At 44.1% G+C, this 15,697-nt stretch carries 21 protein-coding genes and 2 pseudogenes; 2 read left to right on the forward strand and 21 right to left on the reverse strand.

The window, feature by feature from the left end; genetic code table 11:
* Window positions 1-44: 44 nt before the first annotated feature.
* Window positions 45-1,025 carry a GMP reductase gene (gene guaC / locus ACW5MY_RS14775; RefSeq protein WP_013353436.1) on the forward strand — a complete coding sequence of 327 codons (981 nt, stop codon included), beginning with the start codon at window positions 45-47 and terminating at the stop codon, window positions 1,023-1,025.
* A gap of 59 nt (window positions 1,026-1,084) precedes the next feature.
* Here guaC and ACW5MY_RS14780 read toward each other — a convergent pair whose 3' ends face one another.
* From ACW5MY_RS14780 to ACW5MY_RS14810, 7 genes and pseudogenes are all read right to left on the reverse strand, one after another.
* Window positions 1,085-1,306, reverse strand: a complete 222-nt coding sequence (locus ACW5MY_RS14780) for a DUF5970 family protein (protein ID WP_013353437.1) — start codon at window positions 1,304-1,306, stop codon at window positions 1,085-1,087.
* 16 nt (window positions 1,307-1,322) lie between these two features.
* Window positions 1,323-1,850: a stage II sporulation protein M gene (locus tag ACW5MY_RS14785; protein WP_013353438.1), complete on the reverse strand. Its 528-nt coding sequence runs from the start codon at window positions 1,848-1,850 to the stop codon at window positions 1,323-1,325.
* The gene (locus ACW5MY_RS14790; RefSeq protein ID WP_013353439.1) at window positions 1,847-2,551 is read right to left on the reverse strand and encodes an ABC transporter ATP-binding protein; all 705 of its coding nucleotides are present in this window, start codon (window positions 2,549-2,551) and stop codon (window positions 1,847-1,849) included. Before ACW5MY_RS14790 ends, ACW5MY_RS14785 begins: the two co-directional genes overlap by 4 nt.
* Window positions 2,544-4,199, reverse strand: coding sequence for a hypothetical protein (locus tag ACW5MY_RS14795; RefSeq protein ID WP_013353440.1), 1,656 nt, complete (start codon window positions 4,197-4,199; stop codon window positions 2,544-2,546). The genes ACW5MY_RS14790 and ACW5MY_RS14795 overlap by 8 nt, the downstream gene beginning before the upstream one ends.
* 82 nt (window positions 4,200-4,281) lie before the next feature.
* Window positions 4,282-4,617: an uberolysin/carnocyclin family circular bacteriocin gene (locus ACW5MY_RS14800; RefSeq protein WP_041915581.1), complete on the reverse strand. Its 336-nt coding sequence runs from the start codon at window positions 4,615-4,617 to the stop codon at window positions 4,282-4,284.
* Between the two features lie 66 nt (window positions 4,618-4,683).
* Window positions 4,684-5,256 (reverse strand): hypothetical protein, encoded by a 573-nt coding sequence (locus ACW5MY_RS14805; RefSeq protein ID WP_013353442.1) that lies wholly within the window; start codon window positions 5,254-5,256, stop codon window positions 4,684-4,686.
* Between the two features lie 257 nt (window positions 5,257-5,513).
* Window positions 5,514-6,052: pseudogene (locus ACW5MY_RS14810) on the reverse strand (GNAT family N-acetyltransferase).
* 377 nt (window positions 6,053-6,429) lie between these two features.
* On the opposite strand from ACW5MY_RS14810, the gene ACW5MY_RS14815 reads away from it, so the two are divergent.
* Entirely contained in the window at window positions 6,430-7,191 is a 762-nt protein-coding gene (locus ACW5MY_RS14815; RefSeq protein ID WP_013353443.1) for an SDR family oxidoreductase, read from the forward strand.
* 175 nt (window positions 7,192-7,366) lie between these two features.
* On the opposite strand, the pseudogene ACW5MY_RS14820 reads toward ACW5MY_RS14815, so the two are convergent.
* From ACW5MY_RS14820 to ACW5MY_RS14885, 14 genes and pseudogenes are all read right to left on the reverse strand, one after another.
* A pseudogene (locus tag ACW5MY_RS14820) lies at window positions 7,367-7,459 on the reverse strand (iron-sulfur cluster assembly accessory protein); the annotation flags it as partial.
* Window positions 7,460-7,675: 216 nt separating this feature from the next.
* Window positions 7,676-7,978 carry a hypothetical protein gene (locus ACW5MY_RS14825; protein ID WP_094247048.1) on the reverse strand — a complete coding sequence of 101 codons (303 nt, stop codon included), beginning with the start codon at window positions 7,976-7,978 and terminating at the stop codon, window positions 7,676-7,678.
* A 121-nt stretch (window positions 7,979-8,099) separates the two neighbouring features.
* Window positions 8,100-8,228, reverse strand: coding sequence for a hypothetical protein (locus ACW5MY_RS14830; protein WP_257823854.1), 129 nt, complete (start codon window positions 8,226-8,228; stop codon window positions 8,100-8,102).
* A gap of 6 nt (window positions 8,229-8,234) precedes the next feature.
* Complete coding sequence (locus tag ACW5MY_RS14835) at window positions 8,235-10,481, reverse strand: phage tail tape measure protein (RefSeq protein ID WP_462061622.1); 2,247 nt, start codon at window positions 10,479-10,481, stop codon at window positions 8,235-8,237.
* A 248-nt stretch (window positions 10,482-10,729) separates the two neighbouring features.
* Window positions 10,730-11,338, reverse strand: coding sequence for a phage tail tape measure protein (locus ACW5MY_RS14840; RefSeq protein ID WP_094247050.1), 609 nt, complete (start codon window positions 11,336-11,338; stop codon window positions 10,730-10,732).
* A complete protein-coding gene (locus ACW5MY_RS14845; RefSeq protein WP_094247051.1) occupies window positions 11,335-11,556 on the reverse strand; it encodes a hypothetical protein in 222 nt (73 codons plus the stop codon). The genes ACW5MY_RS14840 and ACW5MY_RS14845 overlap by 4 nt, the downstream gene beginning before the upstream one ends.
* A 75-nt stretch (window positions 11,557-11,631) precedes the next feature.
* Complete coding sequence (locus ACW5MY_RS14850; RefSeq protein WP_039063548.1) at window positions 11,632-12,339, reverse strand: hypothetical protein; 708 nt, start codon at window positions 12,337-12,339, stop codon at window positions 11,632-11,634.
* A 36-nt stretch (window positions 12,340-12,375) separates the two neighbouring features.
* Window positions 12,376-13,029 carry a hypothetical protein gene (locus tag ACW5MY_RS14855; protein WP_289393868.1) on the reverse strand — a complete coding sequence of 218 codons (654 nt, stop codon included), beginning with the start codon at window positions 13,027-13,029 and terminating at the stop codon, window positions 12,376-12,378.
* Window positions 13,030-13,039: 10 nt separating this feature from the next.
* Window positions 13,040-13,522, reverse strand: coding sequence for a hypothetical protein (locus ACW5MY_RS14860; RefSeq protein WP_289393869.1), 483 nt, complete (start codon window positions 13,520-13,522; stop codon window positions 13,040-13,042).
* Complete coding sequence (locus ACW5MY_RS14865) at window positions 13,519-13,887, reverse strand: hypothetical protein (protein ID WP_462061623.1); 369 nt, start codon at window positions 13,885-13,887, stop codon at window positions 13,519-13,521. The genes ACW5MY_RS14860 and ACW5MY_RS14865 overlap by 4 nt, the downstream gene beginning before the upstream one ends.
* The gene (locus ACW5MY_RS14870; protein ID WP_024085155.1) at window positions 13,866-14,066 is read right to left on the reverse strand and encodes a hypothetical protein; all 201 of its coding nucleotides are present in this window, start codon (window positions 14,064-14,066) and stop codon (window positions 13,866-13,868) included. Before ACW5MY_RS14870 ends, ACW5MY_RS14865 begins: the two co-directional genes overlap by 22 nt.
* A 131-nt stretch (window positions 14,067-14,197) precedes the next feature.
* Window positions 14,198-14,416 (reverse strand): hypothetical protein, encoded by a 219-nt coding sequence (locus ACW5MY_RS14875; protein ID WP_040221634.1) that lies wholly within the window; start codon window positions 14,414-14,416, stop codon window positions 14,198-14,200.
* 72 nt (window positions 14,417-14,488) lie between these two features.
* On the reverse strand, window positions 14,489-15,421 hold the full coding sequence (locus ACW5MY_RS14880; RefSeq protein ID WP_040221632.1) for a hypothetical protein: 933 nt from the start codon (window positions 15,419-15,421) through the stop codon (window positions 14,489-14,491).
* Complete coding sequence (locus ACW5MY_RS14885; RefSeq protein ID WP_362903271.1) at window positions 15,402-15,665, reverse strand: helix-turn-helix transcriptional regulator; 264 nt, start codon at window positions 15,663-15,665, stop codon at window positions 15,402-15,404. Before ACW5MY_RS14885 ends, ACW5MY_RS14880 begins: the two co-directional genes overlap by 20 nt.
* Between the last annotated feature and the right edge of the window lie 32 nt (window positions 15,666-15,697).

Below are 15,697 nucleotides of genomic sequence, written 5' to 3' on the forward strand. Positions count from 1 at the left end.
TATTTTTGATATAATTTTATTATTCGCTTTTAGGGGTGTTATGTATGGAAAATGTATTCGATTACGAAGATATTCAGCTGATTCCCGCAAAATGCATTGTGAACAGCCGTTCAGAATGTGATACATCAGTTACGTTGGGCGGACACACATTTAAACTTCCGGTCGTGCCAGCCAACATGCAGACGGTTATAGATGAAAACATCGCTGCCTGGCTCGCGGAAAACGGGTATTTTTATATCATGCACCGCTTCGAGCCGGAAAAACGCCTGGCTTTTGTTCAGGATATGAAAGCGCGCGGACTGATTTCTTCCATCAGTGTCGGCGTGAAGGAAAATGATTATGAATTCATTCGGGAGCTGAAAGCACAGCAGCTTGTGCCGGATTATATCACCATCGATATCGCGCACGGTCATTCCAATGCCGTGATCAGCATGATCCAATTTATTAAAGAACATGTTCCGGAAAGCTTTGTCATTGCAGGGAACGTCGGGACGCCTGAAGCCGTAAGGGAGCTGGAACGCGCCGGCGCTGACGCGACAAAGGTGGGAATCGGCCCCGGTAAAGTCTGCATCACAAAGATTAAAACAGGCTTCGGAACAGGCGGATGGCAATTAGCCGCGCTTCGCTGGTGCGCAAAAGCGGCAAGCAAACCGATCATTGCCGACGGCGGCATCCGCACGCACGGGGATATTGCGAAGTCCATCCGTTTCGGCGCGTCTATGGTCATGATCGGATCATTATTCGCCGGTCACGAGGAATCACCGGGACAAACGGTCGAAATCGACGGAAAGCTTTATAAAGAATATTTCGGCTCCGCTTCCGAATTTCAAAAAGGCGAAAAGAAAAATGTAGAGGGCAAAAAAATGCATGTCGAGCATAAAGGGTCTCTGCAGGACACGCTGATTGAAATGGAGCAGGATCTGCAATCTTCCATCTCCTACGCCGGCGGCAATAAACTCGAAGCCATCCGCAATGTCGACTACGTGATCGTGAAAAACTCTATTTTCAACGGCGACAGATTTTAACACGCAGCAAAGCCGCTCAAAGATAAAAAAATGACATTCAATAAGAATGTCATTTTTTATTAAATGCGGAAATAAAGAGCCGCGCTGGCTAACAGATTAATCACAAAAATAAACAGAAATATGTAACGAATGAATTTATTTTGCACCGGGGCAAATATAAAGAGATACAGCCCTGCCGCCCCAAAAGTAAGGACAGGGAACAGCCACTCAAAAGATAAAGAAATGAAATAACCGATAATCATAACAATCGGCACACCGATTAATGATAATTTGCTTCTCATATGATTTCTGCCCCTTTTACTTAAAAATTGGTGTGATATAAGCTTCAATAATAGCAGCGGCGATCAGCAGACAAATAATAAGCATCACCAATATTCCGATATGCCTGAACATTGATCTCAATATCTTTTTTTCCTTAGAAAAACACAGTCTGATGATCAATTCAACGCCTTTAAAACCAATGGCGCCACTTAATAATAACGCAGGAACTTCAAATATACCATGAGGAATTAGCAGTAAAATAATCTGATATAAAGGCATCCCGCTGTGCAGATTTTCTATAATAGAGCCGCTTAAAATAAAACCGTTGGTGAATAAATAAAAGATGGAGGTTAACCCGAAAGTAAAAAAACCTGCCGCTAAAAACAGACAAGCGATGGCATTATTTTTTAACAGTTCAACCGCGCCTGACGAGCCATTATAAGACGCTGATGAAACAAAGTGATCAGTAAAAACCGCAGCGATTACACCGCCTGAAAAAAACAGCAATGACGCGGTTAACGGAATGGCGGACGTCCTGATTGCCGGCAAAATGCGATTCATCATGTATAGATACGCTCAGCCATTTCTTCAATCTCTTCTAATGAATGCTCGGCTGACTGATACTCCGCCGCAAAAACGCCCTCGTGTATAATGCCGATCGTATCGCACAGCGAATGCGCCAGCTCCAGCAGGTGAGTCGATAAAAGAACCGTATTCCCCTGTTTGACGTACTCTTTTAACAACGTCCGTATCGTTTTGCCGCTGATTAAATCAATGCCCGTCAGCGGCTCGTCAAGAATTAAAATCTTCGGCTGATGAATGAGCGCGGCCGCGATTGATAATTTCTGTTTCATTCCGTGCGAATAGGTTTTAATCAACTGATTACCGTCCTGAGAAAGCTTCAGCATCTCCAGCATTTTCTTTATATAATCATTTGTCCGCTGGGACGGCACTTGAAACATCTCAGCTGTAAAACGCAAGTATTCGACTCCCGTTAAATAATCATACAAAAAGGTATGATCGGGCACAAAACCGATGTCAGCCGATATTTGCCCCCCCTCTTCTGAATCCATTTCTTTGCCGTCAATCACAACGCGGCCTGAAGTCGGTTTAAGCAGGCCCGAGATAATTTTTAAAGTCGTTGTTTTCCCTACCCCATTGGTCCCCAGCAAAGCGTAAATTGAGCCTTTCTTCACTTCAAAAGAAATATCTTTTAACACCTGTTTTTCACTATAGTTTTTTTGTATATTTACTAATTTAATCATTGTTCGCAAACCTTTCCGCCATATTGATTCTGCGAAGAAACAGAAACATGACTCCATAGTTTAATAGTGTGAACAGGACAAATATACCTGATGCAGAATGAATAAGCATCGTTTCAATTTCCGGCTTTTTATAGATAAAATACGACGTGATCGCAGCGATTTGAAGCGACACAATGAAAATCAAAGAACCGTATAAGTTGTTGTACGTCTTTGCTTTTCCCGCTTCTCCAATTTCGTACAGGTGCTCCCAGTTTTTCTTTGGATACAGAGCGGTGCTTGAAATCTGAACAAGACTGTATAAAAAACCAGAACATAAAAATACAATAAACAAGTAGATTGTCAGTGCAGCGGGAGACGGAAAAAACACCGTAATCAAAATGGTGATGATGATCGAATAGATAAGAGCCGCAAGGTTATAAATACATACTTTCGGAAACACAAGCTGCCACGCATGTTTAATATTCCGGTGAAACAGATGCTGATTTTTGATTTCTCCGTCAACTGATAATACTGTTTTGAGCGCATCCCCGACGAGCTGATACGAAAAGTTCGCAATGATAACCGCCGCGGATACGATGGCCGCTGCCGAATACCCGGTGAAATGATGGGAGAGCAGCGGAACACAAAAACCTAAAAACAGCATGAACAAATAAAGCATACTGCCGAAATTTCTGATGAAAAACCCGTCAATTCTCGATAAGAACAGCAGATCCTTTTGAAAAACGGCATGAAATATTTTGTTATTCCTATATAATTTCAGTTTTGGCGCAAAATCAGCGTTTGTCAAAAACATATAAGGGATAAGGTCCATTTTCTTCAATGTGGCCGACCACAGCTTAAACAGCCCCGCCGTTAAAAGGACGGCTGCCGCAAATACCGCGGCGAAGACGAGCACGGAATGGGAGCGGAATGCTAACAATACATACGGCGTATTCATGAGGATGTTCCGGAAAGCCGGTGACTCCGTAAATCCAGAGATTTCCTTTACCGTGTACTCCCCAAATACGAGCAGATAAACAGCATACCCGACTGCCAGCGGAACCAGCAGACTGACGCTGAATAATATGCCCTTCAAGATTTTCAGGTAAAATAGTTTGCTCCACATATTCGTAAGAAGATAAACAACGTAAGAAAACAGCATAGATAAAAATAGATTGAGAAGAAAATAAACGAAGCCCAGGAAAAATACGATGACCGCTGCAGACCCAGTCATGCCTGCGCTTGATAAAAACAAAAAGACCGGAAAAACAAAAAGATACCATACGAAAATGGTTTTTTTGATCGCCTGGCCGGTAAAAACAGAAAACAGCTGTAAAAAACGAACCTTTTTTAATTGATGAATGACCTTGCGCGTATCCAGCAGAAAGGCATTTTGATGTTCTTTAAAGAAGCCGGCAGCCCAAAAAAGCTGCTCCAGTGAAACGGCGATTAAAACAAATTGTCCCCATGCGCTGAGAGGGAGCTGAATCAGTTTTGTCCCGAATACGACACCGCATCCCAGTAAAATGAGATAAACACATAACAGAGAAATAATAATGGCAGACAGCAGTTTGCTGCTGAGTTGAGGAATTCCCCAATCTTCCTTTCTTTTGCGAAACGATGACAGGGTATTATATTTGATAAGAGCCGCAATTTGTTTGACTATCATACTTTCAATCCTTACATATGTATTTGGGAGAGAGGCTCTTTTTGCAGCTTGTACAAAAAGAGCAATTATTTATTGATCGATTTTACCAAGCAGCTGCGTATTTTTTGCCGTATTTTTTAATCATTGTTTTTGCTGTGGCAACGATTGCATAAGAAATAGCACCAGCGCCTGTAACGATACCGATGAGAGAAATGATAGAAGCAATTGTAGATGCCGCATCAATAATGTCAATTGCTTTTTTAGCTGCTGCTGCAGAGATGCCAAGAGTCGAAGCTAATTCAGCATTGGCTGAGAATGCATGAGCCGCCGCCACATTTAATTCAGTTCCCGTTAATAAAAGTGCATAAACAAAAGTTGCTGCAGCTAGTGCCGCGCCAAACAAAATGAAAGATTTTTTATTAGATTTTACTAAGTTCATCATAACATCTCCCTACTATGCTTTTTAATATATAATAAAATTCAGCTTCATTGACTCTCTCCCGAGCTAAATTTTATCCGCCATAAAATAATTAAAGAAAATAGTGAAGAGTTTTAATAAAACAAAACATCCAGTCAAAATGATTCTTTTTTTCTGGCTGAGATCGGTAAGTTTTCCTGCGGCAGTATATAAAGCCGCGATTGATAGAAGCAGAAACGGGTCCAGCAGCTGTAAACTCAATTTGGAGCCGCCGGCAGAATATATAAGTGAGGAATCAGCCGTTACATAGTTAACAACTGATAGAATTAACATTTTAAATGCCGAGATTAAAGAAGTCAGTGTATATAGAAGCAAATATGTTTTTTTCGGTTTCTTTGAACCAAGAATAAAAGCGGCAACAAATAACAGAAATCCGCCTATCAGAATTTCTACAAAAGTCGTGAAGATCATAAACCCTTGCAGGAACATGACAATAGTACGAACACTTTTCTCCCCGATATCGTAGGTACTTTCACCGACAGAAGAGTAATATGCCTGCAGCACTTTATCTGAAATACTAAATTGGAAGAGTAATGAACAGATCAAAATGATGAAAAAAGAACTTAAAAATATTTTTTTATTGCTCAATTGACCTATCATATTATCATCCTTTTCTTACAAAATAAAATAACTATTCTATACTTTTACAATTTAGTTTATTTCTATGAAAAAATCAACATACTTTCACGAAAATATGACTTTGGAACGGTTGTCAAAGAGGATATTATTCAGAAATTTTAGTCCTATATACCCTTTATTTTTATCCGAGTTTACAAACAGTATATTCGGACAATTGATTTAAGGATATTGGAAGAATACCTGGGGAATGAGACGCCGGATAAAAAAGGAGGATATCGTTATTTATCCTCCGGATGAATGATCGCCAGCACCTGATGATCCTCCCATTTCCCTTTTATTTTTACATTTTTTCTCGCAATACCTTCTTTATGAAAGCCCGCTTTTTCGAGCACTCGGATTGACGCCTTATTGTGCGGCATGACACCGGCTTCTATCCGATGCAGTTTCAGCTCATTGAATGCATAATCAACAATCAGCTTGACAGCTTTCGTCGCATAGCCTTTTCCATTATGTTTTCCATCTAAAAGTAACCGATAAAAGCGCTTTGGAGGGAGCCTCGAACAACCTGAAAAAGACTGATCGTGCCAATCAGGGTCTGATCCTGAAGAAAGATGCCGAAGCTGTATTCTGTATCATTTTCCGCATCTTTCAGTGATTGTTCAATTCGTTTTTTCCGGCCTTCCAGCGTATAAAAGTCCTCTTGTCTCGACATGGCAAACTGTTCAAAAAACATGCGGTTTTCCGTCTGCAGAACCAGTTCCCGCTCTGCATCATTCAGGCTGAGCGGTCTGATAACAATGGCGTTTTCTTCCTGCATAAGTCTCCCATCCTTTTACATGGCTTATAATAATCAGCACTACCTCTTATCCAATGTTATATGGTAATCAAGAAAAATCCCAGACTTTATCCTTTTTAATCGGAACGGCAACACAAGTTTTTTTTGTTGACTTAAACCATACTTAAAGTCGTATCATTATCCTGTGACAAGGAAAGAATAATTTTGGCGGTTTTCCGATGATGCACAAAATTCAATTTTACAGAATCACTGCTGCTGTTGATTGTGCGTGATGATTCAATCCTTGAAACGGTTATTTTAGCAATATATTGATTGGATAGTAGTTAATTGAACTTCGACTTAAAAAGCGGTGAATGTTTGTCAAAGAAATGAAAAACAATTGGAAAAGAGGCGTTAAAATGAAACTAACAGGAAATACAATACTGATTACAGGCGGAAATGCCGGGATAGGATTGGCTTTCGCAGCACGCTTTGTCAAAGCGGGAAATAAAGTCATCATTACCGGACGTCGTGAACATGCTCTTCAAAAAGCAAAAGAAAAATGTCCGGAACTTATTACCTATGTCAGTGATTTGAGCATTCCATCTGAACGTGTATCATTGTTTGATTGGGTGACAGAGAACCATCCGGAAGTGAATGTGCTAGTGAACAACGCGGGGATTCAGCAGCGGTTTCATGTATTAAAAGCAGATGCGAAGGACAATTGGGATTATTTTAATAAAGAAATCACCACGAACATTGAAGCTCCCTTCCATCTGTCTATGCTGTTCGCCCCGGTTTTTGCCGGAAAAGAAAATGCGGCTGTCATTAACGTCACATCCGGATTAGCTTTTACACCGCTTGCCATTGCTCCGATCTATTCAGCAACGAAAGCGGCACTTCATTCATTTACGATGAGTCTGAGACATCAGCTTTCTGATTCATCTGTAGAAGTTATTGAAGTTGCGCCTCCGGCAGTGAATACGGATTTAGGAGGAGCAGGACTGCATACTCAAGGAGAACCGCTAGATGAATTCGCTGATGGGATTTTTAAAGGACTTAAAGAGGGCAAACAAGAAATCGGTTATGGTTCTTCAGTGGAACGGCTGCGCATGTCACGGGATCAAGCTGATGAGCACGTGGAAAATATGTACAATGCAATGAAACATACAATTGAATAACATCTTTGAAAAAAGTGAAACCCGCTCAACAGAAGCGGGTTTTTTTATTAAACAGAATGGACTGCCCCGCAACTATCCGCCATATTTGATTTTCCGCTATAATAAAAACGCCTTCCTTAACGACGGTGTAAGTTCCATCGAAAAGAAAGACGTCATCACTAATCCTATGAATCCCTTAGCACTCTTCCGGCGTACCGGCATTTTTGGCCGTGCGGAAAGAAGAACCGCAGCCGCAGGAAGCGATTGCATTCGGATTGTCAATGGTGAATCATACGATCAGTTTACGTTAGATGAAAACCCGATCATATCAACGTTTATGTACGATTTTACGATTGTTATTATTCGTTTAGATTGTTAACGCCGCGTATTCCTAGCGACGAATCTCGTTAACACCATAATACCCAAACTTTCCTCGAATGACAAGCGTTGTTATCCACATGTGCACAAAAAAAACGCCCCATCCGGTTAAGGACAGGGCTTTTTATTATTTCGAAATTCCCTCGCGCGCTTTCATCAGGCGGAGGTCATTTTGTATTTCTCGAATGTAACTAGAGTCGGATTCCTTGTGATATAAAATACGAGACAGCCCGATGAGCACGCTGCCGAAGAAAGCCGCCCCTAAAAAGGAGGCCGTGGCGTAAATCCATCGTAGCGGATGCGGTTCGGCATACGTATAGCCTTCCGATAAGCCCGGTGTATATGTTTTCAAGCCGAATCCAAGATACAAAAACGCGATAATACCTACTGCAAGTATAGCAAATCCAACGTATTGAATAAATTTAACCAAATCCCACGCCTCCCCTATTCGTAGTTAAATTATACTATCCAACCATCTTTTTCCGCAATACCTGTTCGTTATGTACGCAGGCACCTACGTATTCATACGCAAGCGCCCGCAAAAAGTTCCGTTATTTTATGGTTCCGTACGCACTTTCGAGACATCCCTGCGCGATTACAAGGCTGGCGAGAATTTTATAATTTACGAATATCTTCTGTGCATCCGGGGCGATTTTCTTTATGAAGTCCGTATTTCCCATTCGAAATCACCTCCCGCTCTTTAGACTTTCTATATCGAGGCCGTCTTGTTGGATCGCGCTGATATGCGGCTCAATTACATGGCCGAGTTCGTATCCATCTACGATTATGGAAGCGCCACCTTTCGTCTTAATCGCCTGCTCAATCGAACTAAGCGCTCGAAGCATATCCGACGATAAGCCGGAATCTCCTCCAAGGCCCGTCGTGTGGCCTGCGTCAATCATTCGCATAAGATTCGCCTGTTGTGCTTCGGTAAGCACCATTTCATTACGCAGGGCCCGGATATCGACTTCGTGGCTCATCGGATTAGCAAATTGAGACGCTAGGCCGCCGATGTGAAGTTTATTGATCTGCCCGAGGCCGATGACGCCGCCAGTGTGGTAAGCGCTGGCTACTTCCTGCCCTCCGTGACCATGCGTTTTCTTAAACGTTTTCTTCGAAATCTTAATCTCTTCGCCGGCAGAATTATACGTGACCAGCACTTTTTTGTGTACATCTTTGCCAAGCTCGTTGTTCATCCGTTGTGCTTCTTCGGTGATATCTTGAACGCGTCCCTTAGCTGTCCGGAGGTTAGCAATTTCGTCGTCGATCGCTTTTACGGCATCCTTATATTTCTTCTTCTTTTTGTCCGCCGCGTCTGTGTTATTGGCGAGGTTCGCTCTCGCAGCTTGTAGACGACCGATTTCTTCGTTAATCACCTTAACGCCTTCGCCCTTTTTCGCGTTTAAGCCGACTTGTCGGAGTTCGAGATCAATCAATTTTTGCTGGACCTCGCCTAGCTTCTCGATTTCTGCGTGGGTTGTTGTCAGATCCTCATTCTTGGTCTTTAGATTTTCGATATTAGTGGCAAGTTGGTCGCGTAACGTCCGTAACTTCGATTCTTCTTGAACCATTTCTTGCGAAACTCTGCCTATGCGGGCCGTATCGCCACTCTCAATAGCTTTCGCATATTCCTGATGCTTTTGATTAACGATATCTTGCTGAGAGGCGATATCCGACTCAAGGCTCTTTCTCTTTTCATCGAGACTGTTAATCTCCGTCTTGAGATCTCTTTCCTTCTGAATATTTTTTGACATATCTCTTTCCAGCGCAGATTGCTTCGATTCTAGGTCAATCCGCAACTCTTTCGCTTTTTCCTCGTTCAGCTTTTTAAGAGCGTCTGTGTTCTTTGCGACAGCGTTACCCTGTCCGCTGATAGCGGCTTCTGTCTCAGGCGATTTCTTAATAACCTCGTCATTCAGCTTGAGGAATTGATCGAATTCGTCATTGGTTAGACCGGATTTTTTCCGTAATCCTTCCTGCTCATCCTTCATACGTTTAATCGCTTCAGCATTCTTCTCGGTCTTGAGTTGGTCATTCAAATCGAGATAACGCGCAAACTCGTCCGCGGTCAATTTCGTCTTATTCTGAAGTTTCTCAAACTCCGCAGCTAAATCGTTTAGCGATTCAATTTCCTTCTGTTTAGCCTTGGCGGATTCCAAGCTCACAGAATTCATTTCGTCATAACCGGACTTTACTCCGACTAATAAGCCGCCAAGAATCGAAAGCCCGGCGATCACCCATCCAGCTGGACCCATCGCAACGAACAAACCGCGCACTGCGATTCCGAGTTTCACCATGGACGACGCAACTAGCGCCACCGCTGCCGCCGCACCCGCCATTTCGAGGCCTGTCGTAATGATCCCCGGATTCAGTTCGCTAAGGAACTCGACCACCTTCGTACCGGTTTCGACAATTTTTCGGAAAGTAGGTAAAAACTCGTTACCGATCGCGATTCCGAGACCGTCGAGCGCAGACGTAAACTGTTCGAATGACCCTTTGAGGTTATCCATCTGCGTTTTCGCTACTTTGTCCGCGGTCCCGCCGGCTTCCTTCAGCGTCTTCGAATAATTGCGCAGTCCCTTTTCTCCGACGCCCAAAAGCGTAACGAATCCGGAAGCCGCTTCAACTCCGACGAGCTGTGCCGCCGCTGCCGTTTTCTGCGCCGACGTCATCCCTTCGAACTTCTTCGAAATATGGCCGACGAGCTCCGGTATCGGCTTTAGATTTCCGTGTGCGTCCTTTACTTCGATTCCGTACTTTTTCATCGCCTTGGCCGACTGGCCTACCGGATTCGTAAGGTGTAAGAGTGACGCACGAAGCGCCGTACCCGCCATCGATCCCTGAATACCGGCGTCTGACATTTTCGCAACGGCTGTCGCAGTATCTTCGATTGAATATCCGAGAGAGTGCGCGACAGGGGCGACGAATTTCATTGCATCCAGTTTGTTATCCTACCGGCTCTTTATCCGGTAGTTCTTACGGTTTCCCGCAAGCTCAGACTATATCTTCACCCACGCCAAAGACGTTAGGGTGCCACGCGCTCGTGGGTGTTTCGTCATAGCTAATACGCCGTAGACTACTTCACCTAGTCGTTACACGTTCCGCAAGTTTCCTATGCGGCTTCGCTCGGTATTCTCATACCATTTGAAAGTGACTTAGAGTTCACCGAATTCACGTGGTGTTACGCAGCTTGTTCCCAAGCAGCCGGGCAATTTTGTTTACCCAATTGCGGCAAATCCGTATTGGCCGTCGTCATCGCTTTTACGAGTACGTCAACGGCATGCCCGGAGTCTTCCGCTTTAATGCCAAAGCCGGTCATGATATTCGAAACGATATCCGCTGAACGTCCGAGCCCTTCGCCCGAAGCTGCCGCCAAGTTGAGCACGGCCGGCAACGATCCGACTTGCGCTTTTACGCTGAAGCCCGCCATCGCAAGATATTGAAGTCCCTCGGCCGCTTCGACTGCGGTATATTTTGTTTCGGCGCCCATCTTAGCCGCTATGTTCTTCAGATCTTCGAAGTCCTGACCGGTCGCACCACTGATCGCTTTAACTCGCGACATGGCCTCCTCGAAGTCAGCCGCTTTCTTGACGGAAACACCGATACCAGCTACGACTGCGCCGCCGACCGCAAGCGAAGCCTTTTGGATGAGGCCCATTTGTTTCGACAGATTCGCTGATGAACGGCCCATTTGCGCCATATCATTTCGAATCTGTGCCTGCCTACGCGTCCAGTTTGACATGTCTAATTCAATACGCGCTCGGATTTCTCCGACTGTTGTTCCGCTCATTCTTTACCGCCTTCCTGCGAGCGATTGAAGAAAAGCACAATTTCCTCCGCGCTGTATTGATCTAAGACCTTAGTTGCTTCAACTATTTTTTCTCCCTGCTCGTCTGTAAAATCCCCGTCGCCTTTAAGGACTTTTTCTGTCACCCATTCGATAACACCGACTGCGTATGCGACTCTGTCCGCTTCTTCTTTCGTTACAAAAGGAATTACTTTTCCCATCTCATTCGCTCCTTTTAGGTAAAATAAAAAGGGCGCCCATTTCGGACACCCTTGCTTGATTCGTGTTCTATTAAATTACTCTTGGCCGGAATACGATTCTGGATTACGGAGATAGTCAGCCACCTGATGGCCGAACGTTTTAGTCGCAACATTATAATACTGATCATATTCCGGAATAAGTGGCTGATCTTTTTTACTCAATGTGGACTCCTTAATCTGTTGAGCTTGTTTTTGTTCTTCGGTAGACGCCACATTTGTCAGCTTCGTATTTATATGGCCGAGCTTTAGTTGGCTTGATACGTCTTTATTAACAAAAGAGGCTGCCAACGCCGGAAACTCAGCCATCATTTTCCGAGCAAAATACGGGTTATCAATCGTGTTGACGAAAGTTTCTAGTTTGCTCAAGCCTGATTTAGTATTTGCCGCCAGTACAGTATCCGTTTTCAGGGCGGTAAGACGTCGCTCAAATTCGGCTTCTGCTGCTGCGGACGGTTTTTCCAGCTCGGCGAGGAGGATTTCATCCGCAAAAGCGACCGCATTATCGGAAGTCTTATCGAATTCCTTTTTAGCACTCTGAAGTTGCCCTAATAGTTGGTTTAAATATTGGCCACGCACCTTATCTAGTTGCTGTTTTTGGCCTACATGTGTAAGGGTAACATCTTGAAGAATCTCCGTTTCGCGCTTCTCAAAACCCTGTTTAGCCTCCCTAACCAAGCCTTTGACTGATTCACGAATTTGTTCCATTTGCGCGTAACTCTGGCCCATCTTTTCAAATTTATTCATTATGAAATTCCTCCTTTATTTTGTCTTGCTGCTTGTTTATTCAGCGGGGATTTCTCCTTTTAACCATGCCCGGTGTATTTCCGGCTCAATGATCCCGTATGGGTTTGTCCCGTTAGGTCTATACGTGAAGGTCGGCTCTGCGACATGCATACTCGGTTTGTACCTTTCGAATAGCCCATCGTAGGTAGCGAATTGCGCTTCGCCTATCTGTCGGCCTACATCGAAGTACGTTTGACGGCATTGAATATTAATTAAATCGTGGTAACTGGCTGCGGCTTCTAAGTATTCCATCTTAGCTTTACGTACGCGGTCAAGCGCTGCCTGCTCATGTTTGCTCTTATGTGCGGTTACTTCATCTGATAACTTCTGGAGGATGTCTCCTTTGACCGCATGTATCTTTTGTTCGTGCGCCTGCTTAACGGATGTTTTCCTCTCGTATCCACCCGAAACTTCCAGCCGCAGCGATGCAACGGTTTCCCTCGCCTTACGCTCTTTCGTTCTCTTTGCTGAAGATGCGTCGAGTGCTAGTTCCATTGTGGCCGCTTTCAAATCTTCCTCAGCCTTTTGAAGCTCCTTCGCTAACTTTTCGTCGTGTTCCTGAAGCCTTTCGAGTGCTTTTTTCTTCTGCTCCTCTAGGCCCTCAAGCTCCGAAAATTTTTCTTTGAGTTCATCTGAATACTTAAACTTCATCGTACCCCTCCTAAGAAATGATAATTTTATTGTTGAAAAGGCAATTTTTCAGCAGTAATAAACGCCCCTTAAACGTCCGGCAATTACCCAGAACCTCCATCGCATCGTCCATTACGGAAACTTCTTCCGGACACGCTCCCGTTTCGTTAAAATCTGTCGACGCAAATTCATATGAATGGAACCGGCCGGTCAAACGTACAGAATTCTGATAGATGGATGGGTATTTCGGACGCTCAACCGCGACCATTTCGAACGCCAAGTCAATAAGCGAATGGTCAAAGACGATCGTCAGGTCGACAACGCCCGCTAAAGCCGATGCAGCTCGTAAAGCGCGCTGAAAAGCGATATGATCGGTCATCTGGCCGTCGTGCCTGTGCTTGCCCGCAGTGATGAAATGTCCGGCGGCCTGTATGCCCTCGTAATTTGTAACGATGTAAGCGTAGGCCGCCCGTTTCTCGTCGCCCACCTTCGCGATATAGAGTGTATGCTTCATATGTCCGCCTTCTCTTCCGCAAATAATTCCGCCTCATACTCATCTAACGGCACTCTTTCCGATCCGCGCAGCACAAACGCATTCTTGGCGCCGAAGTGTATTGCCCCGTCGGTGGCCGCTTCGAGGAGTACACGTCGGAAGTCGGTGTCACTGGCCTTCTCATTCCTTTTGATGGTCGACATCGCTATGATTCCGCCATCGCGACCGGTTACAATATAGGTTCCTCTTTCTGTATCCAGTTCAATAAGAGCGATACGACCGGGCAGCAATCCCGTAAAGCTCCCGCCTTTTGCCTCTCGGATGTATGAGCCGCCTGATTCTCCGTAACTACCCCAAAACTCGGTCATTCTTGATACGCAATACATGCGGAATCCCCCTTTTGATAAACGATTTTCGGTAATTCATCGACACTTTGACTGTAAAGAATGGCTTGTGACACTAGTAAATCTCGATGACAGCCGGTCACACGCCGCAAAATTTCTCCGGTTTCTGCATCTACCGTGAGCACTTCTTCGGGCTTTACATAGATGAAAACTTCATACAAGCGAAGGCCTCCTTATTAGTGGTCATAATGAACAGATTTTTGTTGTAAAACGCACGAAATTAGACGACGTTTTCACTTTCGAATAGGAACAGAAATGGCGCTTTAATAAAGGCTAGTAGCCGTTTATTTTGTTAAGAATTTGATAACCTCGTACCGAACATTCTTTCCGCCGGCCGCCGCTGCTCAATCGGTATTTTGAAGTGTACGCCGATCAGCCGCCCGTACTTGATGTAATCCGCAATAATCTTCCAGTCCTTCTTATGTCGCTTCACGCGTCGTATAAGATCTTTGTCCTCCGTATATCCGGCGATCCACCCTTTACGTAATTTCCATAGCTCATTGCGTTCCATCCGTAAACCTCCATATAAAAAGCCATCCTCCGCCCGGTAACAAGCATCATCGGATGACCTTCTCTAGTTTATTTAGTTAAAAAGCGCCTTGATTGCAGCTAATGTATTCCCTTTACCCGCATACACAACTCGAGGATTAAGTATCGTCTTTTTCTTTCTGCGATCGCCGCTGATTTCAAAGAAACCAAATACCGGTTTTCCATCGTATTCGATCTTGTTAAGTGCTGTCTTAAATCGGCTAGTATCTTTGTACCCGAGTAATGCCGCTAATTTGTCAAGTGGTATAGGCTCGACTATATCCTCGTTCGATTCATTCGGATTGTACGCGATAATATTAAAGTTAAAGTTAACAAACGGTAAAACAGCGTAAATAATTGCGAGCTGTTTTATTGTCCTCCCGTTATACATTTCGTATAAGTCTCGGACCGTATCGCGAAACAATCGCGTATATTGCATGTCTCTCGTTACCCGCTTAATATCGGAATGCTTCCCACGGTAGAATACTGCCGAATTCATAAAAATGCTGTCGCCTTCCTCGCGAAGAACGGCCTCTTTTTTAAGATTTTCATAGAATCCTTTAAATTTATTCGGGCTCATGCCTACAAGCTTTTTAAGACCAGATCTATCAATCGGTTTTCCATTATCATACTTTAACTGGCCGTCTCCCCATCCTGTGTAGGTCCCGATAAACATCAAACGTGCCAAGTCAGATTGATTAAGTGATTGAAATTGAGACTCCATGGTAACTCTAGCGTTAAAAAAAGCTGTTACAAAGCCGCCATTCTCGGATACATGGGCTGTTAAGTCGTCTTTTACTTTAAGCGCTCTGACTTGTTCTTCAGTTGTTTTAGTGACCACCTCTACAAGATGAGAAACGTCAGTTCCGTTTTTATTGTAGATTCTCCCGTCCTCGATCACCGCATTTTCTTTTACTGCAAAGATATCTCTTTTGACTCCATTCGATAGGTTCATCCACTGGCGTTGTTCAGCAATTCGATTCCCCATCCTCAAACATCCCCCTCAATCTTTGAATTGTTTCGATTTTGTTCGCATCTAAACTGAACACGTATTCCAGCCGTGCTCTCATCTTTCGGGACAGGCTTCTCTCGCCTCTTTCGATCATTGTGATAAGTTGTCGTGAACAGCCCAAACGGTCAGCAAATTCGTTTTGCGTCATCCCGTACGCAAGACGAATCATCCGAATTGTTTTTGGAGTCATCTTCGTCTTCCTCTCTATTTTTGTTTTCATTTGGCAACATTTTCAGTAAATAAAAAAGCACC

It is taken from the genome of Bacillus sp. Bwzl_19 (assembly GCF_054900515.1).

Coding starts and splice junctions, on each gene's coding strand:
- ACW5MY_RS14780 (WP_013353437.1), bottom strand. CDS start 1,306: ATGAGAAGCAAATTATCATTAATCGGTGTGCCGATTGTTATGATTATC.
- guaC (WP_013353436.1), top strand. CDS start 45: ATGGAAAATGTATTCGATTACGAAGATATTCAGCTGATTCCCGCAAAA.
- ACW5MY_RS14800 (WP_041915581.1), bottom strand. CDS start 4,617: ATGAACTTAGTAAAATCTAATAAAAAATCTTTCATTTTGTTTGGCGCG.
- ACW5MY_RS14850 (WP_039063548.1), bottom strand. CDS start 12,339: ATGAATAAATTTGAAAAGATGGGCCAGAGTTACGCGCAAATGGAACAA.
- ACW5MY_RS14840 (WP_094247050.1), bottom strand. CDS start 11,338: ATGAGCGGAACAACAGTCGGAGAAATCCGAGCGCGTATTGAATTAGAC.
- ACW5MY_RS14815 (WP_013353443.1), top strand. CDS start 6,430: ATGAAACTAACAGGAAATACAATACTGATTACAGGCGGAAATGCCGGG.
- ACW5MY_RS14860 (WP_289393869.1), bottom strand. CDS start 13,522: ATGAAGCATACACTCTATATCGCGAAGGTGGGCGACGAGAAACGGGCG.
- ACW5MY_RS14855 (WP_289393868.1), bottom strand. CDS start 13,029: ATGAAGTTTAAGTATTCAGATGAACTCAAAGAAAAATTTTCGGAGCTT.
- ACW5MY_RS14845 (WP_094247051.1), bottom strand. CDS start 11,556: ATGGGAAAAGTAATTCCTTTTGTAACGAAAGAAGAAGCGGACAGAGTC.
- ACW5MY_RS14830 (WP_257823854.1), bottom strand. CDS start 8,228: ATGGGAAATACGGACTTCATAAAGAAAATCGCCCCGGATGCACAGAAG.
- ACW5MY_RS14835 (WP_462061622.1), bottom strand. CDS start 10,481: ATGAAATTCGTCGCCCCTGTCGCGCACTCTCTCGGATATTCAATCGAA.
- ACW5MY_RS14785 (WP_013353438.1), bottom strand. CDS start 1,850: ATGATGAATCGCATTTTGCCGGCAATCAGGACGTCCGCCATTCCGTTA.
- ACW5MY_RS14875 (WP_040221634.1), bottom strand. CDS start 14,416: ATGGAACGCAATGAGCTATGGAAATTACGTAAAGGGTGGATCGCCGGA.
- ACW5MY_RS14790 (WP_013353439.1), bottom strand. CDS start 2,551: ATGATTAAATTAGTAAATATACAAAAAAACTATAGTGAAAAACAGGTG.
- ACW5MY_RS14885 (WP_362903271.1), bottom strand. CDS start 15,665: ATGAAAACAAAAATAGAGAGGAAGACGAAGATGACTCCAAAAACAATT.
- ACW5MY_RS14865 (WP_462061623.1), bottom strand. CDS start 13,887: ATGTATTGCGTATCAAGAATGACCGAGTTTTGGGGTAGTTACGGAGAA.
- ACW5MY_RS14880 (WP_040221632.1), bottom strand. CDS start 15,421: ATGGGGAATCGAATTGCTGAACAACGCCAGTGGATGAACCTATCGAAT.
- ACW5MY_RS14795 (WP_013353440.1), bottom strand. CDS start 4,199: ATGATAGTCAAACAAATTGCGGCTCTTATCAAATATAATACCCTGTCA.
- ACW5MY_RS14805 (WP_013353442.1), bottom strand. CDS start 5,256: ATGATAGGTCAATTGAGCAATAAAAAAATATTTTTAAGTTCTTTTTTC.